The organism is Streptomyces sp. NPDC006552, assembly GCF_040611655.1.
GTDB lineage: Bacteria > Actinomycetota > Actinomycetes > Streptomycetales > Streptomycetaceae > Streptomyces.
On sequence record NZ_JBEXOS010000025.1, the window covers coordinates 25,333 to 49,087 of the forward strand.

Here is a 23,755-nt window from a genome sequence, read left to right on the forward strand (position 1 = left end):
GGTTCGCCGCCCCGGGCGCAGGGGGCGTCAGCGGACCGAGGACGCGCGGGAGGAGAGGACCGGCGCGGACGCCGACGCCGCGGCGGGCCCGACCGGCGGAGTGCCGGAACCGGGCGGTTCGGAGACCACCTGCGGTTCCAGCACCACGGCGACCCTGGGGAACGGCGCGGTCGGTCGTATCAGGGGCGACAGACGGGCCGCCCCGGAGAGCAGCGGGGTCGAGAAGGGATAGCTCGCGCTGTCCTTGTGCCCGCCGCCCGGCAGCAGCGGCGCGCTCGCCCGCACCGACGCGACCGGCGCCGTCAGGGCGCCGCCGCCCTGGCCGAGCAGCGGCGCCGGCGAGCGGCGGCGCTGGGTCTCGGAGGTGGACGTGGCGCCCGCGGCCTGGCTGCGCAACGGCGTCACGTTGCTGCCCGAGCCGCCGCGCGTATCGGGGCTGTCGAGCGGGGTGCCGGCCGTGACGCCGCCGAGTGCGATCGCGGCGAGCGAGACCGCTCCGGCCGCGGCGAACGCGAAGCGGCGCCCGCGGGAGGCGCGGTCGCTGTCGGTCCGGTCGGGGCGGCCCACTTCATGGATGCGGAAGCCGCGCTGCGTGCCGGGGAGCACGCCGGCGTGCGCGCCGGCGTGCGCGCCCGCGGGCACGTACTCGAAGGGCTCGGGGTCCACGGCGAAGACGCCGCCCCCGAGTCCGGGACCGCTCCCGAAGGCCCGGCCGGTGGCGAACCCCGCTCCCCCGAACGGTGGCGCGCCGTCGTCGCCGTCATCTCCGGCGGGCAGCCCCTGGAGGCGGGCGAGGAAACTCTCCGAGGGCGGTGGCGGGGCCACCTCGGCGAAGACGCTCTTGAGGCGGCGCTGCGCGTCGGCCTCGGTCTTGCACCGGGGACACGTCGCCAGGTGCGCGAGGACGCGCTCGCGGGCATCGTGGTCCAGCTCGCCGTCGACCAGGGCGGCCAGCCGGTCACCCAGGTGCTGGTCGGTCGCGGTCTGCCGGCGCTCGGCGGGGTTGAGACGTGATCCACTCACGCGGTCGCGCCCCCTCCTCCAAGGACAGGGATCCCCCCCGTGGTCGCGAGCGTGCGGCGCTCGGCGCGGGCCTCGGGCGAACGGTGCTTCAGTGCCTTGCGCAGCTGCGAGCGGCCGCGGTGGATGCGGCTGCGGACCGTGCCGAGCTTGACGCCCAGGGTCGCGGCGATCTCCTCGTACGACAGGCCCTCGATGTCACAGAGCACGACGGCCGCGCGGAACTCGGGGGCCAGGGTGTCCAGCGCCTGCTGGACGTCGGCATCGAAGTGCGCGTCGTTCAGCACCTGCTGGGGCGACGGCTCGCGGCTGGGCAGGCGCTCGGCCGCGTCGTCCCCGAGGGCGTCGAAGCGGATGCGCTGCTTGCGGCGGACCATGTCCAGGAACAGGTTCGTGGTGATGCGGTGCAGCCAGCCCTCGAAGGTGCCGGGCGTGTACGTGGACAGCGAGCGGAAGACACGCACGAAGACCTCCTGTGTGAGGTCCTCGGCATCGTGCTGATTGCCCGTCAGGCGGTAAGCGAGGCGGTAGACCCGGCCGCTGTGCGTGCTGACGATCTCCTCCCAGGTGGGCGGAGTCCACGCCTGGGATTCCGCGTCAGCGGCAAAGGTCGCGGTCTGCCGCGCGGAGTCGACGGTGCGGAATCGGTCAGCGGTGTCGGTCACGGATCTCGGCTCACCCGCCGACCTGAGAAGGCGCCGCAGCACTCCTCCCCGATCCACAGGCGCAGCCGCACCTCCCCTGTCAGCTCTGGTGGTGTCCAGTGGAGCCCCTACCATAGCCACCTCGCCCGTTAGCTCCGGATAAGCGTTTTTACTCAGATTTGCCGGTCGACTCCCGGCCGCCCGCTTCGTCGCCGTCACCGTCCCGCCGCCCCCCGCTCCAGCACGCTCTCTCCCCCTGCCTCTCTAAACGGCCGGTCCCATCTGCGAGTTCCCGGCGCCAACGGATAAAGTCACGCGCAGGCAACCGCGGGGACAGGAGAGGGCCATTACCGGCAACCGGCAGACGAGCTGGGCGTTCGCCGACGCCTTTGTCGCCGAGGACGACGCTGTGCGCTGGGCCCGGGACCGGGCCCGCGAGGCAGGGTTGCGCTCGGTGTCCCCCGGCGCGGGCGCCGCGCTGCGGTTGCTCGCCGCCGCGGTCGGCGCGAAGGCCGTCGCCGAGATCGGGACGGGCACCGGGGTGTCCGGAATCCACCTGCTGCACGGGATGCGACCGGACGGTGTCCTGACCACGGTCGATCCCGAGCCGGAGCAGCAGCAGTTCGCGCGGCAGGCGTTCCGCGCGGCGGGCTTCGCCAGCAACCGCGCCCGGTTCATCCCCGGGCGCGCCCTCGACGTCCTGCCCCGTCTCGCGGACAGCGGGTACGACCTGGTCTTCTGCGACGGCGACCGGATGGAGAGCCTGGACTATCTCGCTGAATCGTTGCGGCTGCTGCGCCCGGGCGGGCTCGTCTGTTTCGAGGGCGTCTTCGCCGACGGGCGGACCGTGGACTCGGGGCCGCAGCCGGTGGAAGTGGTGCGGCTGCGCGAGCTGCTGCGGGCGGTGCGCGAGAGCCAGGAGCTGATGCCGACGCTGCTGCCGGTCGGCGACGGGCTCCTGTGCGCCGTCAAGCGCTGAGCGGCGCCCTCGGGGAGCCGGGCCGGACGTACGTCTGCCCCGGCACCCAATGTGTGCCGGGGCAGTCGAAAAGGTAGGGTCGCTTCCGCGTCAGCAGACCTTCTTCAGGGCGTCGCCGAGGGCATCGGCCTCGTCCGGCGTCAGCTCGACCACGAGCCGACCGCCGCCTTCGAGCGGAACGCGCATGACGATGCCCCGCCCCTCCTTTGTCACCTCGAGCGGGCCGTCACCCGTCCGCGGCTTCATGGCCGCCATGCTCGTTCCCCTTCCTGAAACCAGCTCACGTCATCAGCCGACGGCCCTCTGGACGGGCACACGTCACCGGCATCGAACACCTTGCTTCCAGGCCATTATCCCGCATCGCGGGACCCGATGACCAACATCGGTCGGCATCGCTTACGCAACGCGCTTGAGCAAAACCACTCAATTCGGCGATGTGACTGCGATACTGCGCCGCCCGCGCCGCACTTCCGATGCGGAATTGTTTGACGCAGGTCACATACCGGGGGCGTTCCCGGCGCCGTGATCTCCGTCATGCTGAGCACGGACGCTGAGCGAACGCATAGGAGGAGTGCCATGGCCGACACCGTGCTCTACGAGGTGAGCGACGGGCTCGCGACGATCACGCTGAACCGCCCCGAGGCGATGAACGCGATGAACACCGAGGCCAAGGTCGCCCTCCGCGACGCGGTGGAGGCCGCCGCCGGGGACCGGACGGTGCGGGCGGTGCTGCTGACGGCGGCCGGGGACCGCGCGTTCTGCGTCGGGCAGGACCTCAAGGAGCACGTGGGGACCCTGGTGGCGGACCGGAAGGCCGGCTCGGGGCAGACCATGAGCACCGTACGGGAGCACTACAACCCGATCGTGCGGGCGCTGACCGGGATGAAGAAGCCGGTGGTGGCCGCGGTGAACGGCGTGGCGGCCGGCGCGGGCTTCGGCTTCGCGCTCTGCGCGGACTACCGGATCGTGGCGGACACGGCGTCGTTCAACACCTCGTTCGCCGGCGTGGCCCTGACCGCCGACTCCGGCGTCTCCTGGACGCTGCCACGGCTCGTCGGCCCCGGGCGCGCCCTGGATCTGCTGCTCTTCCCGCGGACCATCTCCGCGCAGGAGGCGTTCGAGCTGGGCGCGGTGCACCGGATCGTGCCCGCCGCGGAACTCGCGGAGACGGCGCGCAAGCTGGCCCTGATGCTCGCCACGGGGCCGACCGTCGCCTACGCCGCGCTCAAGGAGTCCGTCGCCTTCGCCGCGGACCACTCCCTGGAGGAGGCCCTGGAGAAGGAGGACGAGCTCCAGACGCGGGCCGGGGCCTCCGAGGACCACGGCATCGCCGTCCAGGCCTTCATCGCCAAGGAGAAGCCGGACTACCTCGGCCGCTAGCGGGAGCGCTCACGCGCGGCTTTCAGGCCGCCGCCCGGACCGCGCAGTCCCGCAGGTGGTCGTCGACCAGGCCGCACGCCTGCATCAGCGCGTACGCCGTCGTGGGCCCCACGAAGCGCAGGCCGCGCTTCTTGAGGGCCTTGGAGAGCGCCTGCGACTCCTCGGTGATCGCCGGTACGTCGCCCAGCGTCCTCGGCACCGGCCGGCTTGCCGCGTCGGGGGCGTGCGACCAGATCAGCTCGTCGAGCTCGCCCGGGGACCACTGGGCGAGCACGCGCGCGTTGGCGAGCGTGGCGTCGACCTTGGCCCGGTTGCGGATGATGCCGGGGTCGGCGAGGAGGCGCTCGCGGTCGGCGTCCGTGAAGGCCGCCACGTCCGCGATCTTGAAGTGGGCGAACGCGGCGCGGAAGGTCTCGCGGCGCCGCAGGATCGTGATCCAGGACAGGCCCGACTGGAACGCCTCCAGGGACAGGCGCTCGAACAGCGCGTCGTCGCCGTGGACCGGGCGGCCCCACTCCTGGTCGTGGTACGCGACGTAGTCGGGGGTCGACAGGCCCCAGGGGCAGCGCAGCCTGCCGTCCGGGCCGGGGACCGCTCCTCCCGGGGGCGTGCTCATCGGAAGTCCTCCCCCGGCTCGTCCCCGTACCCGCCGGGCGGTGCGTAGCCGTGGTCGGGCGCGCGGTCGACGGGTCCGCGGGCCCGCGCGTGCGCCGTGTCGAGGGCCGACTCCAGCTCCGCGATGCGGGCGTCGCGCTCGGCCAGCTCCGCCCCGAGCCGGTTCAGCGCGTCGTCGACCTCCGCCATGCGGTAGCCGCGTACGGCGGTGGGCAGGCGCAGCTCCTCCACGTCCCCGCGGGCCAGCGGGCGGTCCGGGGGCAGCGGGTCCGCGTAGAACTGGGCCGGCTCGTCCCGCAGGGCGCCGCCGTCACCGCCGCCGAGGACCGCGAGCGTCACCGCCGCGACCACCACGACGAGCGCGGCGACCAGAAACAAGAACATGACCATCGCTGCCGTCCCCTGGGCTCTACCGGGCCGGTACCTGCGTACACGGGCGTCCCGAAACCGTCCGACCCCGATCGTGCCATGCCGCACCGACGGTTAAGGTCGCAGGCGACCGTTGCGATGGGATCCAGAGGAGAGTCACAGGGATGCTCAGGTTGGGCCGGCGCGAGTTCGCCGCGCACGAGCCGGTGATCATGGCGATCGTGAACCGGACCCCGGACTCCTTCTACGACCAGGGCGCCACCTTCCAGGACGAGCCGGCGCTCGCGCGGGTCGAGCAGGCGGTGGCCGAGGGCGCGGCGATCGTGGACATCGGCGGCGTGAAGGCGGGCCCCGGCGAGGAGGTCGACGCCGAGGAGGAGGCGCGGCGGACCGTCGGCTTCGTCGCGGAGGTGCGGCGCCGCTTCCCGTCCGTGATCATCAGCGTCGACACGTGGCGGCACGAGGTCGGTGAGGCCGTCTGCGCGGCGGGCGCCGATCTGCTGAACGACGCGTGGGGCGGCGTCGACCCCAAGCTCGCCGAGGTCGCGGCCCGCCACCGGGTGGGCCTCGTCTGCACGCACGCGGGCGGGGCCGAGCCCCGCACGCGCCCGCACCGGGCCACGTACGACGACGTGATGGCGGACATCCTGGAGGTCACGGTCGCCTACGCCGAGCGGGCCGTCGCGCTCGGGGTGCCGCGTGAGTCCGTCCTGATCGACCCGGGGCACGACTTCGGGAAGAACACGCGGCACTCCCTGGAGGCGACGCGGCGGCTGCCGGAGATGGTGGAGACCGGCTGGCCGGTGCTCGTCTCGCTCTCCAACAAGGACTTCGTGGGCGAGACGCTCGACCGGCCCGTCAAGGAGCGGGTGATCGGGACGCTGGCGACGACGGCGGTCTCGGCGTGGCTCGGGGCGCAGGTCTACCGGGTGCACGAGGTCGCCGAGACCCGCCAGGTCCTCGACATGGTCGCGTCCATCGCGGGGCACCGGCCCCCGGCGGTCGCCCGCCGGGGACTGGCCTGACCGCTAGTTCCCGGTCTCCTTGGTGACCAGGGAGATCGCTTCCTCCACGTCGTCCGTGACGTGGAACAGGAGCAGGTCGACCTCGCTCGCCTTGCCCTGCGCGATCACCGTGTTCTTCAGCCAGTCGACCAGGCCGCTCCAGTACTGCGTACCGAAGAGGACGATCGGGAAGCGGGTCACCTTGGTGGTCTGCACGAGGGTGAGCGCCTCGAAGAGTTCGTCCAGGGTGCCGAGGCCGCCGGGCAGCACGACGAAGCCCTGGGCGTACTTCACGAACATGGTCTTCCGTACGAAGAAGTAGCGGAAGTTCAGGCCCAGGTCGACGTACGGGTTGAGGCCCTGCTCGAAGGGCAGCTCGATGCCGAGGCCGACCGAGATGCCCTTGGCCTCCACCGCGCCCTGGTTCGCCGCCTGCATGGCGCCGGGCCCGCCGCCGGTGATGACCGCGAAACCGGCCTCCACCAGGGCTCTGCCGATCTCGACGCCCGCCGCGTACTCCGGTGAGTCCACCGGGGTGCGGGCGGAGCCGAACACGCTGATCGCGGGCGGCAGTTCGGCCAGGGTGCCGAAGCCCTCGATGAACTCCGACTGGATGCGCAGGACCCGCCAGGGGTCGGTGTGCACCCAGCCCGAGGGGCCCTCCGTGTCGAGCAGACGCTGGTCACTCGTCCCGGGCTGCACCTGGTCGCGGCGACGGATCACCGGCCCCGTCCGCTGCTCCTTGGGGTGCCCCTTGCCCTCCGGGTTGCTCATGGTCCGCTCCCTCCATGCGCAGGTATCGCGCGCTTACGTAGAGCAAGGGTAGGTCTACGCGGGTTACGGAGGCGGGACCTCGGAGTATCAGGAAGCGGTGAGCCAGGAGGCGAGCCGCTTCTCCGCCTCCAGGATGAGGGCCGTGTCGACACGCTCGTCGATCTTGTGGGCGAAGATCGGGTTGCCAGGCCCGTAGTTCACCGCCGGGACGCCGAGCGCGCTGAAGCGGGAGACGTCCGTCCAGCCGAACTTGGGGCGGGCCTCGCCGCCCACGGCGGCCAGGAAGGCGGCCGCGGCGGGGTGGGTGAGGCCGGGGCGGGCGCCGCCGGTGTGGTCGTCCACGACGAACTCGTCGACCGGGCAGTCGGCGAAGAAGTCCCGCACGAACTGCTCGGCCTCCGCCATCGAGCGGTCGGGCGCGTAGCGGAAGTTGACCGTGACGGCGCAGGCGTCAGGGATGACGTTCGTGGCGACGAAGCCCTCGACGCGGACCGCGTTCAGGCCCTCGTGGAACTCCAGGCCGTCGACGACCGGCTTGCGCGGCTCGTAGGCGGCCAGCTTCTCCAGGATCGGGGACGCGGCATGGATGGCGTTCTTTCCCATCCACGCGCGCGCGGAGTGGGCCCGTTCGCCCTTCACCTTCAGGATGACGCGCAGCGTGCCCTGGCAGCCGCCCTCGACCAGGCTCTCGGTGCCCTCCAGGAGGATCGCGAAGTCGCCCGCCAGCCAGTCCGGGTGGGCCTCGGCCACGTGTCCGAGGCCGTTCAGGTGCGCGGCGACCTCTTCGTTGTCGTAGAAGACGAAGGTGAGGTCGCGGTTGGGTTCGGTGACCGTCTGCGCGATCCGCAGCTGGACCGCGACGCCCGACTTCATGTCGCTCGTCCCGCAGCCCCACAGGGTGCCGTCCGCGTCGAGCCTGGAGGGCACGTTGCCGGCGATCGGGACGGTGTCGATGTGGCCGGCGAGGATGATCCGCTCGGCGCGGCCCAGGTTCGTGCGCGCCACGACGTTGTTCCCGTACCGGTCGACCGTCAGGTGCGACAGCGGGCGCAGGGCCGCCTCGACGGCGTCGGCCAGCTCCTTCTCGCTGCCGCTGGGTGAGGCGAAGTCGACCAGTTGGGCGGTGAGGAGAGCGGCGTCCTGCGTGAGGTCGAGTGAGGTGCGGTCCATGCCGCCGACCCTATCGCCCACCATGTGACGCGTCGGTAACCCCTCGTGCCGCCCTCCAGTACCTTGGAGGCGTGCCAGAGCCCTCCTCCCCCGTCCGGCGCGGACGCCTGCCGCGCATCGGCGCGGCCGTGGTCGTGATGCTCGCCGTGGCCGCCTATGTGGCCGTGCAGTACGCCACCGGGAGCCGGCCCACCCCGAGATGCGCGGTCGTCGCGGCCGGCCACGGCGAGGGCGCCGGAGCGCGCTACGAGTTCACCGCCGAACAGGCGGCCAACGCGGCGACCATCTCCGCGGTCGGCACCTCCCGGGGCATGCCCGAGCGCGCCGTCACCATCGCGCTCGCGACGGCGCTGCAGGAGTCGGGGCTGCGCAACGTCCGCCACGGCGACCGCGATTCGCTCGGCCTGTTCCAGCAGCGCCCCTCGGAGGGCTGGGGCAGCGCGGAGCAGATCATGGACCCGGCGTACGCGGCGGAGCGGTTCTACGCGCGCCTGGACAAGGTCCCCGGCTACTCGCGGCTGCCGCTGACGGTCGCCGCGCAGCGCGTGCAGCGCAGTGGCTATCCGCAGGCGTACGCCAAGCACGAGCCGGACGCCACGCTGCTGTCCGCCTCACTGACCGGGCGGGCCGCGGCCACCCTGACCTGTGAGGGAGGTCCGGGCGGCCCCGCGAAGACCGGTACTCCCGCGCGCGTGGAGGCCGCGCTCGTCCGGGACTTCGGGCGGGACGTGGCACCGGCCCGCGGTCGCGACCGGCACTCGGTGCGGGTGCCCGTGCCCGCGTCCGTCGCGTCGGCGCAGGGCGGCGAGCGGCAGCGCGGCTGGGAGCTGGCGCAGTGGGCCGTCGCCAACTCGTCCGCGTTGCGTATCGAACGCGTTGCCTATGCGGGCCGGGAGTGGGTCGCGCGGGAGACGGGGAACGGATGGCGCAGGACGCCGGCGGCGGGTGCCTCCCCGGCCTCGGCGCAGGCCCGCGACGAGGTCCGTATCGTCACCGCTCAATAGTGCGGACGATCACCCGATCGAGGGGCGCCCCACCGGTCAGGGCTGTCCCGGGCCGCAGCCGCCGGGCGCCGCGCCGCCCGGCCCGCACGGGCCTTGGGGGCGCAGGGGCGTAAGGGTTTTGCAGCGCCGCGCTGGTCATGACGTTTGCCCGTTTTTATCCGGAGCCGATAATGCGACGCATTGCGAACCCTTTACGTCGCCGACCCGCAACCTTCCTGGGCCCTGGGGCTGTTGTCACGGCGTCCGGCCGCCGCACGGCAGCCGGACGACCGAGTCTCTCTCCCGTCTAAGGAGCACCATGTCCCTCCCCCTGACCCGCCGGATCGCCCGCGTCGCGCTGCTCGTAGCGGCGGGTGCGGCCCCCGTGGTCGGTGCGGCCGGCTCCGCGAGCGCTGCCGAGCTTCCGGCCACGCCCGACCTCGGTGGTGTGACCGCGCTGGACGGCGCGCACGTGGGCAACACCGTCGACGGCGCCTCCCGGAACGTCAGCGGTCTCGCGGGCGACACCGGCGGCAAGGCCGTCAAGACGGCGGTGCCCGCCGCCGGCAAGACGGTCGGCAAGGCCGCCAAGACCGCCACCCCGGCGGCGCAGAAGGCCGCGGGCGACCTGGCCGGCAGCGCCGGTGACGTGGTCGGCCAGACCGCCGGCACGGCGACGGACCGCGGTCTTCCGGTCGCCGGTGAGCTGCCCACCGACTCGCTCGCCCCGAAGGGCCTGCCGGTCGCCGGCGGGCTCCCCACCGACCAGCTGCCGGTCAAGCAGCTGCCGCTCGGCTGAGCGCCGGAGGACCGGTGAGACGGGGGTGCGGGGAGTGGATCGCTCCCCGCACCCCCGTTCCCGTGCCCGCGCGGCGGCCGACGGCCCGTCAGGACAGGCGGGCCACCGCCGCCTTGACGCGCTCGTCCGTCGCGGTCAGCGCGACGCGGACGAACCGCTCGCCCGCCTCGCCGTAGAAGTCGCCCGGCGCGACCAGGATGCCCAGCTCCGCGAGGTGGGCGACGGTCTCCCAGCAGGACTCGTCGCGGGTCGCCCACAGGTACAGGCTCGCCTCGCTGTGCTCGATGCGGAAGCCGTGCGCGGTGAGCGCCTCGCGCAGCAGCCCGCGGCGGGCCGCGTACCGGGCGCGCTGCTCGTGGACGTGGTCCTCGTCGCCGAGCGCCGCGACGACCGCCGCCTGGGTCGGGGCGGAGGTCATCATGCCGCCGTGCTTGCGGATCTGGAGCAGGTCGCCGAGGACGGCGGCGTCACCGGCGAGGAACGCGGCCCGGTACCCGGCCAGGTTCGAGCGCTTGGAGAGCGAGTGGACCGTGACCAGGCCCTCGTACGAGCCGCCGTTCACGTCCGGGTGCAGGACCGAGACCGGGTCGGCCTCCCAGCCCAGTTCGAGGTAGCACTCGTCCGAGAAGACCAGGATGCCGTGGTCGCGGGCCCAGGCCACGATGCGGGTCAGCTCGTCCTTGGCGAGGACGCGGCCCGTCGGGTTCGACGGGGAGTTGAGCCACAGCAGCTTGAGGCCGGCCGGGTCGAGGTCGGTCGGGTCGTCGTAGGCGACGTGCCCGGCGCGGGCCAGCCGGGCGCCCACCTCGTAGGTCGGGTAGGCGAGCCGCGGGTAGGCCACCGTGTCCCCCGGGCCGAGGCCCAGCTGCGTCGGGAGCCAGGCCACCAGCTCCTTGGACCCGACCACGGGCAGCACGTTCGTGTGGGCCAGGCCCCGCGCGCCCAGGCGCCGTCCGCACCAGGAGACGAGCGCGTCGCGCAGTTCCGGGGTGCCCCACACCGTCGGGTAGCCGGGCGAGTCCGCGGCATCCGTCAGCGCCTTCTGGACCAGCTCGGGCACCGGGTCGACGGGCGTGCCGACGGAGAGGTCGACGAGGCCGTCCGGGTGCGCCGCGGCCGTCTTCTTGTACGGCTCCAGCTTGTCCCAGGGGAAGGTGGGGAGGCGGTCGACGGGAGCGGGGACTGCGGACACCTGGTCAGCTCACTTCTCTTGCGTAGGGCCCTCGTGCGGTGCTGGTGAGGGGGGACAAATGCCCCGGTCCCGTACGGCTGTGGAACGCCGTACGGGACCGGGGCAGCGCCTGTGCGTACCGCGTGCGCAGTTACTGGTTCTGCGGCGGCAGCGCGGCGATGAACGGGTGGTCCTTCTCGATGAGGCCCATCTTCGAGGCACCACCGGGCGAACCGAGCTCGTCGAAGAACTCGACGTTCGCCTTGTAGTAGTCCTTCCACTCCTCCGGAGTGTCGTCCTCGTAGAAGATCGCCTCGACCGGGCAGACCGGCTCACAGGCACCACAGTCGACGCATTCGTCCGGGTGGATGTACAAGGACCGGGAGCCCTCGTAGATGCAGTCGACCGGGCACTCCTCGATGCACGCCTTGTCCTTGACGTCGACACAAGGCTGCGCGATGACGTAGGTCACGCTGTCGTTCCTCCTCGATAGGGCGCTGGCGGGCCTCCGCAGGCTCCGCCGCCTGGCGCGCGGGAGCGCGGCGTCGTCGATGCCCGCCCCTAGTATCTCCGTTCCTGGCCATGATCCGAACAGGAGGGGTGGACCGAGCTGTGGAATTCACTGCGAGCGGACGGCTTGAGGTTCGCCTGACCCGCGCTGACGTGGGGAAACGCGTATCGGTACGACGGGTGAGCGAGGAGGGGCCCGCGGGTCGGAAGTTCACCGACACGGTCGGTGTTCTCACATCGTGGAATGACGATGTGCTGCTCATCACACGGCGGACCGGGGAACGGGTGAGCGTCGACGCGGCCACGCTCGTCGCCGGGAAGGTGGTGCCCGCCGAACCGGCCCGGCGCCGCGGCCCGGCCGCCACCTACCCGGAGCTGGCGCGCGTCGCCTCCCGGGGCTGGCAGCCGGTCGAGAGCGAGCGGCTCGGCGAGTGGGAGCTGCGGGCCGCCGCGGGCTTCACCCGGCGCGCCAACTCCGTGCTGCCGGCGGGCGATCCGGGGCTGCCGCTCGACGCGGCGCTGGAGCGCGTACGGGAGTGGTACGGGGCGCGGGGGCTGCCCGCTTACGTGCAGGCCGCGACCGGCGCGACCGGGACGCAGGAGCTGCTCTGCGCCGAGCTGGAGGCGCGCGGGTGGCGGCGGGAGGTCAGCGCCGAGCTGTGGATCGCGGCGCTCGCGCCCCTCGCCGACGCGCCCGACGACCCGCGGGTGGTGCTGAGCCGGACGCCGGGGGACGCGTGGCTGGAGCGGTACCAGCGCAAGGGGGTGAGCGAGGTCGCGTTGCGGGTGCTGCGCGCCGGTCCGTCGGTGTGGTTCGCGACGGTGCCCGGTGAAGGGGGTGTGCCCGCGGCGATCGGGCGGTGCGTGGTCGACGGGCGGTGGGCCGGGTTCGCCGCCGTCGAGGTCGACCCGGCGCTCCGGCGGCAAGGGCTCGCCACGGCCGTGATGACGGCGCTCGCCCGCCGGGCGCTCGACGAGGGCGCGTCGGCGGCCTGGCTCCAGGTCGAGGACGGCAACGCGGGGGCGCACGCGCTCTACGCGCACCTGGGTTTCGCCCCCCATCACACGTATCACCACTACCGTGCTCCGGAGCGCGACAGCCGGTGAGCCGCTGCCGTGCGCGCCACCGATCGGTCTGAGAGGGCACGAGGCACGTATGTCCCCCCACTTGTCCCCACGTTCCACGGAGCTGCGGCGCCGGTTCGCCGAGGAGGCCCGGTCCGAGCGGCCCGATCTGACGCGGCTGTGCCTGCTGCTCGCCGCCCAGGCGGACGAGACGCTCGACGAGGCCGGCATGGACGGCGCGCAGATCGCGCTGGACGAGCTGGCCGGGCAGCTGCCGTTCCGTCCCGGCGGGCCCCGCTCCTGGGCCACCGCGCTCGGCGAACTGCTCGGCGGACGCCTCGGGTTCCACGGGTCCGCCGCCGACTACCAGCGGCTGGAGTCGTCGCTGCTGCACGAGGTCCTGCGGCGCAGGCGCGGGCTGCCGATCCTGTTGTCGGTGGTGTGGATGGAGGTGGCCCGGCGGGCCGGTGCGCCGGTCTACGGGGTGGCGCTGCCGGGCCACTTCGTCGTCGGCTTCGGCGACCCGGGCGAACAGGTGCTCGCCGATCCGTTCGGCTCGGGGCGGGTACTGACCGGGGCGGACGCGGAGCTGCTGGTGGCGGGGGCGACCGGGGCGCCGCTCGACGCGTCGATGCTGCGGCCCGCCGGCCCGCTGGAGGTGGTGCTGCGGATCCTGAACAACATCCGGGCCTGGGCGGCGACCCGGCCGGAGCACTCGGACGTGGCGCTGTGGGCCATGGACCTGTCCCTGCTGCTGCCCTCGCATCCGGCGCGGCTGCGCTACGAGCGGGCCCAGCTGCTGGTGCAGCGGGGCGATTTCGTCACCGGGGCCGTGGAGCTGGAGTCGTACGCGGAGGTCGTCGAGGCGGTGGACACCGGCGCCGCGGAGCTGGTGCGGGGACAGGCGCGGGCGGCGCGGGCCATGCTGAACTGAGCGGTGCGCCATGCCGAGGGGCCCGCGCGACGGCTGTCGCGCGGGCCCCTCGGCATGCTGTCCTAGCCCGCGTCCGTCGGGATCGTCGCCGTGCGTTCGGCGGGGGTCTTGCCCAGCAGGGCCTTGCCCATCGCCGAGGCGACGTCGGTCGGCTGGACCGGGGTCTTCTCGCCGTTGCCCCGGGTGATGAGGACACCGTCGAAGACGTTGCCGTACAGGCTCTTGAGCGCCGCCCGGTCGTAGGTCTCGACGAGCTTGCCGTCGATCGCCTTCATCCCGAGGATCTTCGGCAGCGACTTGTCCGGGCCGAACTGGATCGAGGCGGCGCCCGCCTTGATCGTGACCAGGCCGGACATGGCCGGCTCGGCGAACTGCTGCATCTTCCGGTCGACCTCGGCGTCCGAGACCGTCGGCTGCCGGGTCGTGGTCGCCACCCGCACCGGCGTCGACGCGCCCGTCTCGACCTGGGCCTGGTACGCCTGCTCGACGGCGGTGGTCGACTTGTCGACGTCGATGCCCTTGCCCGCCTTGCCGTAGACGGCGACGGCCTTGCCGGGGACGAACTTGATCGTGCCGTCGCCGGACGCGGCGGCGCCGCCCGCGGCCTGTGCGAGCGCGGCGTGCAGCTTCTCCTCGTCGACGGGCATGACCGGGTCGACGACCCGCTGGTTGCCGAAGAGCGAGCCGATGACGGAGACCGGGTTGTAGTCGCTGCCCGCGGCCGCGGAGACGGTGGCGGCGCTGTCCAGCGAGAGCCCCGCCTGGTCCGGCTTGAGGTCGACGCTCTCCCCGTCGACCTGGAGCTTCAGGGCCTGGCCGGTGCGCTTGCCGAGCGCCTCGTCGAGCTTGGCGGCGGCTTCGTCGCGGGTGCCGCCGCCGATGTCCACGCCGAGGACGGTGGTGCCCTTCGGCACGTCCGAGTGGTTCATCAACAGGCCCGCGCCGTACGCGACTCCGGCCACGCCGACGATGCCCGCACCGAGCAGCACCAGCTTGCTGCGGCCCTTTTTCTTCTTCGCGGGGGCCGGGGCCGCCGGCACCGGGTCGGGCAGCTTCGGCGGGGTGTGCGGGGTCGGGGCCGGGGCGCCGGGCGCGAACGGCGAGCCCGGGCCCTTGCTGCCCGGCGGCACCACCGGGATGCCGCTGGTCAGCGTGGAGCCGGAGACATGGCCGCCGGGCGGCTCGGGCGCCGGCTTCTGCGGGGTGAGGATCGCGGTGTCGTCGCTCATCGGCGGCGGGTTCCGCGTGCCCTGGGCGGGGCGGACCGCCGGGTTCGGCGCGAGCGGCGTGACCATCGGGCCGTCGCCGGTGGCGGGGCCCGTGGTGGGCCCGGACGGGCCCGCGCCGCGCGGCGCGCCGGGGTCCGGGGCGCCGGGGTTGCCGGAGAAGTAGGGCAGGCCGTCCCGGTCGCCGGGGCCGGACGGTGCCGGGCCGCCGGGCGCGCCGAAGCCGCCGGACGGGGCGGACGGGGCTCCGCCGGGCATGCCGTGCGGCGGGGTGCCCGCGGCCGGGCCGGACGCCGCCGCGCCCGCCCCGTTCGCGCTCGCGCCCGTGCCGGGCTTCGTGGCGCCCTTGCGCGGCGCGAACCAGTCGCTGGTCTTCTCCTCGCGGGACGCGCCGGCCGGGGCGTCACCGGGACCGGTGGCGGTGCCCGGGTCCGCGTCCGCGTCCGGGGCGGCGTATCCGGCGAGCGCGGACGGGCGGCCGGTGTCGGGCTCGGGGGGCCCGGCCGGCGCCTCGGCGCCGTCCTGGGGCCCGCCGTCGACATCACTCATCGGTGTCCGCATGACGACCGGCGGGATGGGACGCGAGCCCGGGATGTTGATCCGGATGCGCGTCGTCAGCGTCGTCTCGGTCCTCGGGGTGTCCGGGGTGCCCGGCTCGACCGGGGGCACCTGGCCCAGCGGTTCGGTGTCGCCGGACGCCGCGCCCTGCGCGGACGTGCCGTACGGAGGCGTCCCCGACGGGTAGGCGGCAGCGCCGCGCCCCTGGGGCCCGGAGGACGAACTGTCAGTTTCACGACTCAAAGCAGGTTCTCCCGGTTGGCTCCGCCGCCCGTCTCGACCTCACGCGGGCTGCTCGGCGGCGCGCACCACCATACTGGCCGCGGCCGGGCGGCACGCTGGGACGGATGGTGAATCCCGCCCGGGGCGCCGCGCGCAGCGGTCGCAAGTGCGACGTCACTTCCCAAGTCGGGCAGTGGACGCGGGTGGTTGCTGCGCGAGGCCGAGCGTGGCACAGATCACAGCCACCGCCATTCCGCCGAGGAGGAAGAGGTAGGAGCCGACTCCCGCGCCGAAGACGAAGTCGCCCTCGGGCCGGGTCGTGGTGAGCAGGATGACCGCGACGAGCCAGCCCGCCGCGGGCGCCAGCGCCCCGGACCGGTTGCCGGTGAGCCGCGCGCCGCCGTGGAACAGACCGGCCGTGCCGAGGAGCGCGAGCAGCAACCCGCCCGGGAACCAGCCTCCTTGGAGGAGCGCGCCCGCGATGCCGATGAGCGCGCCGAGCAGGAACAGGACCACGAGCACCACCGCCCGGGCCGGGGTCATCGACCCGGCGAACGGGAGGCCGCTCTCGTGCGCCGTGGCCTTGCCGGCGTCTTTGCTGCTGCTCATCAGGCGGGTGCTCCCTCGGTGCCGGTGCCGCCGTCGGTCGCGTCGACGCCGTCGAACAGGTCCTTCTCGTACGCCGATCCGGGCCTGCCCCGCACCAACTCGTAGTACTCGACGTCGAACAGAGGCTGCGCAAGTCCGTTCGACAGGGCGAACACGCCGTCGCCGTCGAGGTCGGCGACGGCGACCTGGGTGGCGTGCGCGGCCATCGCGGCCGCCTTGCGGTCGGCATGGGCCCGGCCGTCGATCTCGGCGGTGACGCGCGCGTCGTCGACGACGCCCGGGACGTCGGTGAGGGCGGCGGCGGTGGCGAAGGGCGTGCGGTCGAGCACGGCCGCGAGTGCGCAGAACCGTTCCTCGGCGACCGTACGGGGTACACGGTTCCAGTAGATCTTGCGGATCGTGTGCGGATCTCCGAGATCGCGCCGGAAGGCCGGCTCGGCGGCGAGATCGGCGGCGCGCATGGCCACGCGGTGGGTCTGGATGTGGTCCGGGTGGCCGTAGCCGCCGTCCGGGTCGTACGTGACGAGGACCTGCGGGCGGAGCTCGCGGACGACGGCGACCAGGTGGGCCGCCGCTTCGTCGAGGTCGGCCGACCAGAAGGACCCGGGCCGCTCGTTCTGCTCGGCGCCCATCATCCCCGAGTCGCGGTAGCGTCCGGGCCCGCCCAGGAAGCGGTGGTCGGTGACGCCCAGCTCCTTCATGGCGGCGGCCAGCTCGCCGATGCGGTGCGGGCCGAGCAGGTCCTCGCGGTCCGGGGCGAGATGGGCCAGTTCGTCCGGAATGACCTCACCCTCTTCGCCGAGGGTGCACGTCACGAGCGCGACGTGGACACCGTCGGCGGCGTACGCGGCCATCGTGGCGCCGTTGTTGATCGACTCGTCGTCGGGGTGCGCGTGCACCAGGAGCAGACGCCGAGGGGGCAGTTCCGTCATGCCCCCAGCCTAGAACCCCGGGCCCGCGACCCCCCGCCGCCTCGGCTAGAACTTGATCCCGCCGATCATGCCCGCCACGTTCGTCGTCAACTCCTGGATGGTGGGGGCGATGGAGGAACTCGCCAGGTAGAAGCCGAGAAGCACACAGACCACCGCGTGTCCCGCCTTCAGGCCCGACTTCTTGACCAGGATGAAGACGATGATCGCGAACAGCACCACGGCCGAGATCGAGAGTGCCACAGCGGTCCCTCCTCCAAAGTGATCGAACGCCGGCGGATGCCCCCTGCTGGGTACCCACGCAGCGCAACGAATCATAACTATCCGTCGTGCCGCATGAGTCGGGGCGAGGTCGCACTGGGGGCGGGCTGGAGCGCGTGGGGGCGCATGCCCGGCATGAGCCCTAGGCTTCGGGGATGACCATCGAGAACGGCGACGACGCCGGGTCCGCGACCGCTTCCGGCGACGGTGACGAGACGTATTCCTTCCCACGTCAGCACGCGCGCACGCAGCGCTTCACCGCGGGCGCGCCGCGCGCCTTCACGGTGGCGCCCGACGGCGGACGCGTCGCGTTCCTGCGCTCCCCGGCCGGCACGGACCGGGCCAACGCCCTGTGGGTCCTGGACGTGACGGACGGTCAGGAGCGGATCGCCGCCGACCCCGCGGCCCTGCTCGGCGGCGGCGCGGAGCGGCTGTCGGCCGAGGAGCGGGCCCGGCGCGAGCGCAGCCGCGAGGGCGGCTCGGGCATCGTGGGGTACGCGACGGACGCCGCCGTCGAGCTGGCCGCGTTCGCCCTGTCCGGCCGCCTCTTCACGGCCGGGCTGCGCACCGGCACCGTCCGCGAGCTGCCGGTGGCGGGGCCGGTCATCGACCCGCGCCCGAGCCCGGACGGGCGGCACGTCGCGTACGTCGCGCGCGGCGCCCTGCGGGTGGTCACCGCGGAGGGCGAGGACGACCGGGCGCTCGCCGCCCCGGAGTCCGCGACGGTCACCTACGGGCTCGCGGAGTTCATCGCCGCCGAGGAGATGGGCCGCTCCCGCGGTTTCTGGTGGTCGCCCGACGCGGACCGGCTGCTGGTGGCGCGGGCCGACGACGCGGACGTGCGGCGCTGGTGGATCGCCGACCCCGCGCACCCGGACCGCGAGCCGGTCCGCACCGCCTACCCGGCGGCCGGCACGCCCAACGCCGAGGTCCGCCTGTTCGCGTACGGCCTCGACGGCTCCCGCACCGAGATCAACTGGAACCGCTCGGCCTACCCGTACCTGGCCCGCGTCCACTGGTCGGCGGACGGCGCCCCGCTGGTCCTCGTGCAGGCCCGCGACCAGCTCAGCACGGCCTACCTGGCCGTGGACCCGGACGACGGCTCGACGCGGATGGTCCACGTCGACGAGGACGACCAGTGGCTGGAGCTGTTCCCGGGCGTGCCGTGCTGGTCGCCGAGCGGACAGCTGGTGCGGATCGCCGACGAGGGCGGCGCGCGGGTGCTCGCGGTCGGGGAACGGCTGCTGACGGGGGCCCAGCTGCATGTGCGGGCCGTCCTGGACGTCGGCGCGGGCGATGTGCTCCTGTCGGCCTCGGCGGGCGCCGACGCGACCGCCCCGGAGACCGGCGAGGTGCACGTCTACCGCGTCAACGAGCTGGGCGTGCAGCGCCTCTCGGCCGGACCCGGCGTCCACACCGCCGTCCGCTCGGGCGCGGTCACCGTGCTGGTCTCGGCCACCCCGGACTCCCCCGGCGCCCGGGTGCGTGTGGAGCGCGACGGCAAGCACGTCGCCGAGATCGCCTCGTACGCCGAGCGCCCCCTGCTCCGCCCGCGCGTGACCCTGACGGAGGCCGAGGGCATCCCGTGCGCCGTCCTGCTCCCCGCGTCGTACGCGGACGGGGACGGCCCGCTGCCGGTGCTGCTCGACCCGTACGGCGGCCCGCACGGGCAGCGCGTGTACGCGGCGCACAACCCGTACCTGACCTCCCAGTGGTTCGCCGACCAGGGCTTCGCGGTGATCGTCGCCGACGGCCGGGGCACTCCCGGTCTCTCCCCCGGCCGCGAGAAGTCGATCCGCGGCGACTTCACGCGGACGCTCGACGACCAGGTGAGCGCCCTGCACGCGCTGGCCGGCCGCTTCCCCCTGGACCTGTCCAAGGTGGCGATGCGCGGCTGGAGCTACGGCGGCTACCTCTCCGCGCTCGCGGTGCTGAAGCGGCCCGACGTCTTCCACGCGGGCATCGCGGGCGCCCCGGTGACGGACTGGCGGCTGTACGACACGCACTACACGGAGCGCTACCTCGGCGACCCCGCCACGTCCCCCGAGACGTACGCGGCGAGTTCGCTGGTGACGGACGAGGGGCTCGTGGACCCCGCCGGGCCGCACCGGCCGCTGCTCATCGTGCACGGGCTCGCCGACGACAACGTGGTCGTCGCGCACGCCCTGCGGCTCAGCTCCGCCCTGCTCGCCGACGGCCGCCCGCACGAGGTGCTGCCGCTGTCCGGGGTGACGCACATGACGCCGCAGGAGCAGGTCGCGGAGAACCTGCTGCTGCTCCAGGTCGACTTCCTGAAGCGGTCGCTGGGGCTGGCGTAGCCGGCCCGCGGGGAGACGACCGGGGCCGCAGCGACATGGTGCGCTGCGGCCCCGGTCCACGGCACCCGCACGGCCGTACCCGTACAGCGTGCCTCGCAGGTGTGGCGGCGGTGGGTCGGCCGCGTTGCCAGTATGTGTCTACTCGCTCGGCACGACCTGTTTCTCCTCGGCGAAGTGGCAGGCCGAGGGGTGCTGGGCCGGGCCGGGGTCGCCGGTGCGGAAGACCTCGGGGACGGCCAGGAGCGGGACCTCGTCGGCGCAGCGCTGCCGCGCCTTCCAGCAGCGGGTGCGGAAGCGGCAGCCGGAGGGCGGGTTGGCGGGCGAGGGCACGTCGCCGCTGAGGATGATGCGCTCACGGTGCTCGCGGGCCCGCGGGTCGGGCACCGGCACGGCCGACAGGAGCGCCTGCGTGTAGGGGTGCGTCGGGTGCTCGTAGATCTCCGCGTCGGAGCCGATCTCCACGATGCGGCCCAGGTACATCACGCCGACCCGGTCGGAGATGTGCCGCACGATCGAGAGGTCGTGGGCGATGAAGACGTAGGAGAGGTCGAACTCGTTCTGCAGCCGGTCGAGCAGGTTGATCACCTGGGCCTGCACCGACACGTCGAGCGCGGAGACCGGCTCGTCGGCGACGATGATCTCGGGGCGCAGCGCGAGGCCGCGCGCGATGCCGATGCGCTGTCGCTGGCCGCCGGAGAACTGGTGCGGGTAGCGGTGGATGTACTCGGGGTTGAGCCCGACCACGTCGAGCAGGTCCTGCACCTTCTTGCGGCGGTCCCCCTTGGGCGCGACCTCGGGGTGGATCTCGTAGGGCTCCCCGATGATGTCGCCGACCGTCATGCGGGGGTTGAGGGAGGTGTACGGGTCCTGGAAGACCATCTGGATGTTGCGGCGCACGGCCTTGAGGGCGCGGCCGGACAGGCGGGTGATGTCCTCGCCCTTGTACTTGATGACGCCCGCGGTCGGGCGCTCCAGGTTCACCAGCATCTTGGCGACGGTGGACTTGCCGCAGCCGGACTCGCCCACGATGCCGAGGGTCTCGCCGTGGCCGAGGTCGAAGTCGACCCCGTCGACGGCCTTGACCGCGCCGACGTGCTTCTTGATCAGGATGCCCTGGGTGAGGGGGTAGTGCTTGACCAGCCCGCGTACTTCGAGGAGGGGTTCGCGCCCGGAGGCCGAGCCGTTCTTCGCGTACGCGGACTGCGCCTGGGACTTGTGCAGGAGGTGTTCGGCGACCTCGCCCTCGCGCTTGAGGTCGCCCTTGCTGACGTGCGAGCCGCCCTCAGCGTGAGGCATCGACCGTCTCCTTCCAGAAGTGGCAGGCGCTGCGGCGCTCGTCGGAGACCACGTAGAGCGGCGGGACGTCCGTGCGGCACACGTCCTGGGCCATCGGGCAGCGCGGGTGGAAGGCGCAGCCGGGCGGGATGTGCATGAGGTTCGGCGGCAGGCCCTTGATCGCGAAGAGTTCCTGGCCCTTCTGGTCCAGGCGCGGGATCGATTCGAGCAGGCCCTTGGTGTACGGGTGGGCCGGGGCCCGGTAGATCTCGTGGACGGGGGCGTGCTCGACAATGCGGCCCGCGTACATCACGGCGATCTTGTCGGCGACGTCGGCGACGACGCCGAGGTCGTGGGTGATGAGGATGAGCCCCATGTGGAGTTCGCGCTGCAACTCCGCGAGCAGGTCCATGACCTGGGCCTGCACGGTCACGTCGAGGGCGGTGGTCGGCTCGTCCGCGATGATCAGGTCGGGCTCCAGGGCGAGCGCCATCGCGATCATGATGCGCTGGCGCATGCCGCCGGAGAACTGGTGCGGGTACTGCCCGACCCGCTCCTTGGCCGCCGGGATGCGGACCCGGTCCATCAGCTCGACGGCCTTGGTCTTGGCGTCCTTGCGGGACATCCCGCGGTGGACGGTGAAGAGCTCGCCGATCTGGTCGCCGACCGAGAGCACCGGGTTGAGGGAGCTGAGCGCGTCCTGGAAGATCATCGCCATCTCGGCGCCGCGGACCTTCCTGCGCTCCTCCTCCTTGAGCGTGAGCAGGTCCCGGCCCTTGAAGAGGACCTCGCCGCCGGTGATCCGGCCGGGCGGGACGTCGAGGATGCCCATGATCGCCTGCGCGGTGACCGACTTGCCGGAGCCCGACTCGCCGAGCACCGCGAGCGTCTCGCCCGCGTCGACGGAGTAGTCGACGCCGTTCACGGCCTGGGCGACGCCGTCCCGGGTGCGGAACTCGACGTGCAGATCGCGTACTTCGAGCAACGGCATGGGCGCTACCTCAGCTTCGGGTCGAGGGCGTCGCGCACCGCGTCGCCGAGCATGATGAACGCCAGGACCGTCAGGGCGAGCGCTCCGGCCGGCCACAGCAGCATGTGCGGGGCGTTGCGGATGTATCCGGAGGCGGCCGAGATGTCGATGCCCCAGCTGACCGCGGGCGGCTTCAGGCCGACGCCGAGGTAGGAGAGGGTCGCCTCCAGGGCGATGTACGTACCGAGGGCGATGGTCGCGACGACGATGACGGGCGCGACGGCGTTCGGTGTGATGTGGCGCAGCAGCATCCGGGAGTTGGAGGCGCCGAGCGCGCGGGCCGCCTGCACGTAGTCGTTCTGCTTGGCGGTGATGACCGAGCCGCGGGCGATGCGGGAGATCTGCGGCCAGCCGAGCAGCACCATGAAGCCGACGACCGGCCAGACGGTGTTGCTGGTGACGACCGACAGCAGGACGAGGCCGCCGAGGATGACGGGGATCGCGAAGAAGATGTCGGTGATCCGGGAGAGGATCGCGTCCCAGAACCCGCCGAAGAATCCGGCCAGGCCGCCGAGGACCGAGCCGAGCAGGGAGACACCGATCGTGGCGCAGACGCCGACGGTGATGGAGTTGCGCGCGCCGTACACGGTGCGGGTGTAGACGTCGCAGCCCTGGCCGTCGAAGCCGAAGGGGTGGCCCGGCTGGGAGCTCTGCTGGCGTTTGGACAGGTCGCAGGAGAGCGGGTTGCCGGAGGCGATCAGCTGCGGCCAGATCGAGATGACGACCAGGAAGAGGATGACCAGGGCCGACAGGATGAAGACGGGGTTGCGGCGCAGGTCGCGCCAGGCGTCGGACCACAGGCTGCGGGGCTTGCCCGCGGGCCCGCCGGGTCCGACCGCGGGCCCCTCGACGAGCGCGCCCTCGCTCGTGGCGAGGTCCATCGCGCCGCCCATCCCGGTCGCGGCGATGGCGCCGTCCTCGGGCGCGCGTCCGCCGCCGGTGGCTCCGGCCCGTCCGGAGGGGGGCTCGGGCGCGTGCGGTTCAGGCATAGCGGATCCTCGGGTCGAGTACGGCGTACAGGAGGTCGACGATCAGGTTCACCGCGAGGAAGACCAGCACGAGGATCGTCACGAAGCCGACCACGGTCTGGGTGTTCTGGCGCAGGATGCCCTGGTAGAGCTGGAAGCCGACGCCGTGGATGTTGAAGATGCGCTCGGTGACGATGGCGCCGCCCATCAGGGCGCCGACGTCGGCGCCGATGAAGGTGACGACGGGGATGAGCGAGTTGCGCAGCAGGTGCCGGGTGATGACGCGGCGCCGGGGCAGGCCCTTGGCGATCGCCGTGCGGACGTAGTCGGCCCGTTTGTTCTCGGCGATGGAGGTGCGCGTCAGGCGGGTGACGTAGGCCAGCGAGACGGAGGCGAGGACGAGTCCCGGCACGATCAGCTCGCCGAAGGTGGCCTCCGTGGAGACCGCCGGGTTGATCCAGCCCCACTCCACGCCGAGCAGCAGTTGCAGCAGCAGACCGGTGACGAACGTCGGCACGGAGATGACGACGAGGGTCAGCAGCAGCACGGTGGTGTCGACGGGACGGCCCCGGCGCAGGCCGGTGAGGACGCCGAGGGTGATGCCGACGACGATCTCGAAGAGGATCGCCACGATCGTCAGGCGGATGGTGACCGGGAACGCGGTCGACATCAGCTCGGTGACCTTCTGGCCGTTGAACGCGGTGCCGAAGTCGCCGGTGAAGACGTTCCCCATGTACGTCAGGTATTGCTGCCAGACCGGCTTGTCGAGACCGAACTCCTTCGAGAGCTGTGCCTTGGTGGCGGGGTCGCAGGCCTTGTCGCCGCACAGTCCGGCGATGGGGTCGCCCATCACGTTGACCATGAGGAAGATCAGCAGGGTCGCCCCGATGAAGACCGGGATCATCTGCAACAGCCGCCGGATCACGTACCGTCCCATGAGGG

Annotated in this window: 25 protein-coding genes; 8 read left to right on the forward strand and 17 right to left on the reverse strand. The window is 72.9% G+C overall.

Annotation, left to right across the window (positions count from 1 at the left end; translation table 11 throughout):
- Positions 1-27 precede the first annotated feature (27 nt).
- On the reverse strand, positions 28-1,023 hold the full coding sequence (locus tag ABZY33_RS16705) for a zf-HC2 domain-containing protein (RefSeq protein WP_356492306.1): 996 nt from the start codon (positions 1,021-1,023) through the stop codon (positions 28-30).
- Positions 1,020-1,799: an RNA polymerase sigma factor SigE gene (gene sigE / locus ABZY33_RS16710; protein WP_356492307.1), complete on the reverse strand. Its 780-nt coding sequence runs from the start codon at positions 1,797-1,799 to the stop codon at positions 1,020-1,022. Before sigE ends, ABZY33_RS16705 begins: the two co-directional genes overlap by 4 nt.
- A gap of 145 nt (positions 1,800-1,944) precedes the next feature.
- Between sigE and ABZY33_RS16715 the strand changes: the two genes are divergently transcribed.
- Positions 1,945-2,643 (forward strand): O-methyltransferase, encoded by a 699-nt coding sequence (locus ABZY33_RS16715; RefSeq protein WP_356492362.1) that lies wholly within the window; start codon positions 1,945-1,947, stop codon positions 2,641-2,643.
- Between the two features lie 90 nt (positions 2,644-2,733).
- Here the strand turns inward: ABZY33_RS16715 and ABZY33_RS16720 are convergent, their stop codons facing one another.
- On the reverse strand, positions 2,734-2,898 hold the full coding sequence (locus tag ABZY33_RS16720) for a DUF3117 domain-containing protein (RefSeq protein WP_356492308.1): 165 nt from the start codon (positions 2,896-2,898) through the stop codon (positions 2,734-2,736).
- Positions 2,899-3,219: 321 nt separating this feature from the next.
- On the opposite strand from ABZY33_RS16720, the gene ABZY33_RS16725 reads away from it, so the two are divergent.
- Complete coding sequence (locus tag ABZY33_RS16725; RefSeq protein ID WP_356492309.1) at positions 3,220-4,023, forward strand: enoyl-CoA hydratase-related protein; 804 nt, start codon at positions 3,220-3,222, stop codon at positions 4,021-4,023.
- Between the two features lie 22 nt (positions 4,024-4,045).
- On the opposite strand, the gene ABZY33_RS16730 is transcribed toward ABZY33_RS16725, so the two are convergent.
- Complete coding sequence (locus ABZY33_RS16730) at positions 4,046-4,639, reverse strand: DNA-3-methyladenine glycosylase I (protein WP_356492310.1); 594 nt, start codon at positions 4,637-4,639, stop codon at positions 4,046-4,048.
- The gene (locus ABZY33_RS16735) at positions 4,636-5,028 is read right to left on the reverse strand and encodes a DivIVA domain-containing protein (protein ID WP_356492311.1); all 393 of its coding nucleotides are present in this window, start codon (positions 5,026-5,028) and stop codon (positions 4,636-4,638) included. The genes ABZY33_RS16730 and ABZY33_RS16735 overlap by 4 nt, the downstream gene beginning before the upstream one ends.
- Before the next feature lie 143 nt (positions 5,029-5,171).
- On the opposite strand from ABZY33_RS16735, the gene folP reads away from it, so the two are divergent.
- Positions 5,172-6,032 carry a dihydropteroate synthase gene (gene folP / locus ABZY33_RS16740; RefSeq protein WP_356492312.1) on the forward strand — a complete coding sequence of 287 codons (861 nt, stop codon included), beginning with the start codon at positions 5,172-5,174 and terminating at the stop codon, positions 6,030-6,032.
- 3 nt (positions 6,033-6,035) lie between these two features.
- Here folP and ABZY33_RS16745 read toward each other — a convergent pair whose 3' ends face one another.
- Together ABZY33_RS16745 and dapE are read right to left on the reverse strand one after the other, a co-directional pair.
- Positions 6,036-6,785, reverse strand: coding sequence for a TIGR00730 family Rossman fold protein (locus tag ABZY33_RS16745; RefSeq protein ID WP_356492313.1), 750 nt, complete (start codon positions 6,783-6,785; stop codon positions 6,036-6,038).
- 87 nt (positions 6,786-6,872) lie between these two features.
- Positions 6,873-7,955: a succinyl-diaminopimelate desuccinylase gene (gene dapE, locus ABZY33_RS16750; RefSeq protein ID WP_356492314.1), complete on the reverse strand. Its 1,083-nt coding sequence runs from the start codon at positions 7,953-7,955 to the stop codon at positions 6,873-6,875.
- 71 nt (positions 7,956-8,026) lie between these two features.
- On the opposite strand from dapE, the gene ABZY33_RS16755 reads away from it, so the two are divergent.
- Both ABZY33_RS16755 and ABZY33_RS16760 read left to right on the forward strand, forming a co-directional pair.
- Positions 8,027-8,959, forward strand: coding sequence for a heavy metal transporter (locus ABZY33_RS16755; protein WP_356492315.1), 933 nt, complete (start codon positions 8,027-8,029; stop codon positions 8,957-8,959).
- A gap of 298 nt (positions 8,960-9,257) precedes the next feature.
- Entirely contained in the window at positions 9,258-9,737 is a 480-nt protein-coding gene (locus tag ABZY33_RS16760; protein WP_356492316.1) for an ATP-binding protein, read from the forward strand.
- Between the two features lie 88 nt (positions 9,738-9,825).
- Here ABZY33_RS16760 and ABZY33_RS16765 read toward each other — a convergent pair whose 3' ends face one another.
- Positions 9,826-10,929: a bifunctional succinyldiaminopimelate transaminase/glutamate-prephenate aminotransferase gene (locus tag ABZY33_RS16765; RefSeq protein ID WP_356492317.1), complete on the reverse strand. Its 1,104-nt coding sequence runs from the start codon at positions 10,927-10,929 to the stop codon at positions 9,826-9,828.
- 130 nt (positions 10,930-11,059) lie between these two features.
- The gene (gene fdxA / locus ABZY33_RS16770; protein ID WP_111666449.1) at positions 11,060-11,380 is read right to left on the reverse strand and encodes a ferredoxin; all 321 of its coding nucleotides are present in this window, start codon (positions 11,378-11,380) and stop codon (positions 11,060-11,062) included.
- 140 nt (positions 11,381-11,520) lie between these two features.
- Here fdxA and ABZY33_RS16775 point away from each other — a divergent pair, with 140 nt between their 5' ends.
- Both ABZY33_RS16775 and ABZY33_RS16780 read left to right on the forward strand, forming a co-directional pair.
- On the forward strand, positions 11,521-12,525 hold the full coding sequence (locus ABZY33_RS16775; RefSeq protein ID WP_356492318.1) for a GNAT family N-acetyltransferase: 1,005 nt from the start codon (positions 11,521-11,523) through the stop codon (positions 12,523-12,525).
- Positions 12,526-12,574: 49 nt separating this feature from the next.
- Positions 12,575-13,417, forward strand: coding sequence for a transglutaminase-like domain-containing protein (locus ABZY33_RS16780; RefSeq protein ID WP_356492319.1), 843 nt, complete (start codon positions 12,575-12,577; stop codon positions 13,415-13,417).
- Between the two features lie 62 nt (positions 13,418-13,479).
- On the opposite strand, the gene ABZY33_RS16785 is transcribed toward ABZY33_RS16780, so the two are convergent.
- The 4 genes from ABZY33_RS16785 to ABZY33_RS16800 form a co-directional block, all read right to left on the reverse strand.
- Positions 13,480-15,444, reverse strand: coding sequence for a hypothetical protein (locus ABZY33_RS16785; RefSeq protein WP_356492320.1), 1,965 nt, complete (start codon positions 15,442-15,444; stop codon positions 13,480-13,482).
- A gap of 153 nt (positions 15,445-15,597) precedes the next feature.
- Complete coding sequence (locus ABZY33_RS16790) at positions 15,598-15,966, reverse strand: DUF6113 family protein (protein ID WP_356492363.1); 369 nt, start codon at positions 15,964-15,966, stop codon at positions 15,598-15,600.
- Positions 15,967-16,031: 65 nt separating this feature from the next.
- Positions 16,032-16,964 carry an N-acetyl-1-D-myo-inositol-2-amino-2-deoxy-alpha-D-glucopyranoside deacetylase gene (gene mshB / locus ABZY33_RS16795; RefSeq protein ID WP_356492321.1) on the reverse strand — a complete coding sequence of 311 codons (933 nt, stop codon included), beginning with the start codon at positions 16,962-16,964 and terminating at the stop codon, positions 16,032-16,034.
- 45 nt (positions 16,965-17,009) lie between these two features.
- A complete protein-coding gene (locus ABZY33_RS16800) occupies positions 17,010-17,204 on the reverse strand; it encodes a hypothetical protein (protein ID WP_356492322.1) in 195 nt (64 codons plus the stop codon).
- A gap of 173 nt (positions 17,205-17,377) precedes the next feature.
- Here ABZY33_RS16800 and ABZY33_RS16805 point away from each other — a divergent pair, with 173 nt between their 5' ends.
- A complete protein-coding gene (locus tag ABZY33_RS16805) occupies positions 17,378-19,540 on the forward strand; it encodes a prolyl oligopeptidase family serine peptidase (protein ID WP_356492323.1) in 2,163 nt (720 codons plus the stop codon).
- A gap of 138 nt (positions 19,541-19,678) precedes the next feature.
- Here the strand turns inward: ABZY33_RS16805 and ABZY33_RS16810 are convergent, their stop codons facing one another.
- The 4 genes from ABZY33_RS16810 to ABZY33_RS16825 all read right to left on the reverse strand — a co-directional run bounded on the left by ABZY33_RS16810 (position 19,679) and on the right by ABZY33_RS16825 (position 23,750).
- Positions 19,679-20,836: a dipeptide ABC transporter ATP-binding protein gene (locus ABZY33_RS16810; protein WP_356492324.1), complete on the reverse strand. Its 1,158-nt coding sequence runs from the start codon at positions 20,834-20,836 to the stop codon at positions 19,679-19,681.
- Entirely contained in the window at positions 20,823-21,806 is a 984-nt protein-coding gene (locus ABZY33_RS16815) for an ABC transporter ATP-binding protein (RefSeq protein WP_356492325.1), read from the reverse strand. The genes ABZY33_RS16810 and ABZY33_RS16815 overlap by 14 nt, the downstream gene beginning before the upstream one ends.
- A gap of 5 nt (positions 21,807-21,811) precedes the next feature.
- A complete protein-coding gene (locus ABZY33_RS16820; RefSeq protein ID WP_356492364.1) occupies positions 21,812-22,738 on the reverse strand; it encodes an ABC transporter permease in 927 nt (308 codons plus the stop codon).
- Positions 22,739-22,826: 88 nt separating this feature from the next.
- Positions 22,827-23,750 (reverse strand): ABC transporter permease, encoded by a 924-nt coding sequence (locus ABZY33_RS16825; RefSeq protein WP_356492326.1) that lies wholly within the window; start codon positions 23,748-23,750, stop codon positions 22,827-22,829.
- Positions 23,751-23,755: the final 5 nt, after the last annotated feature.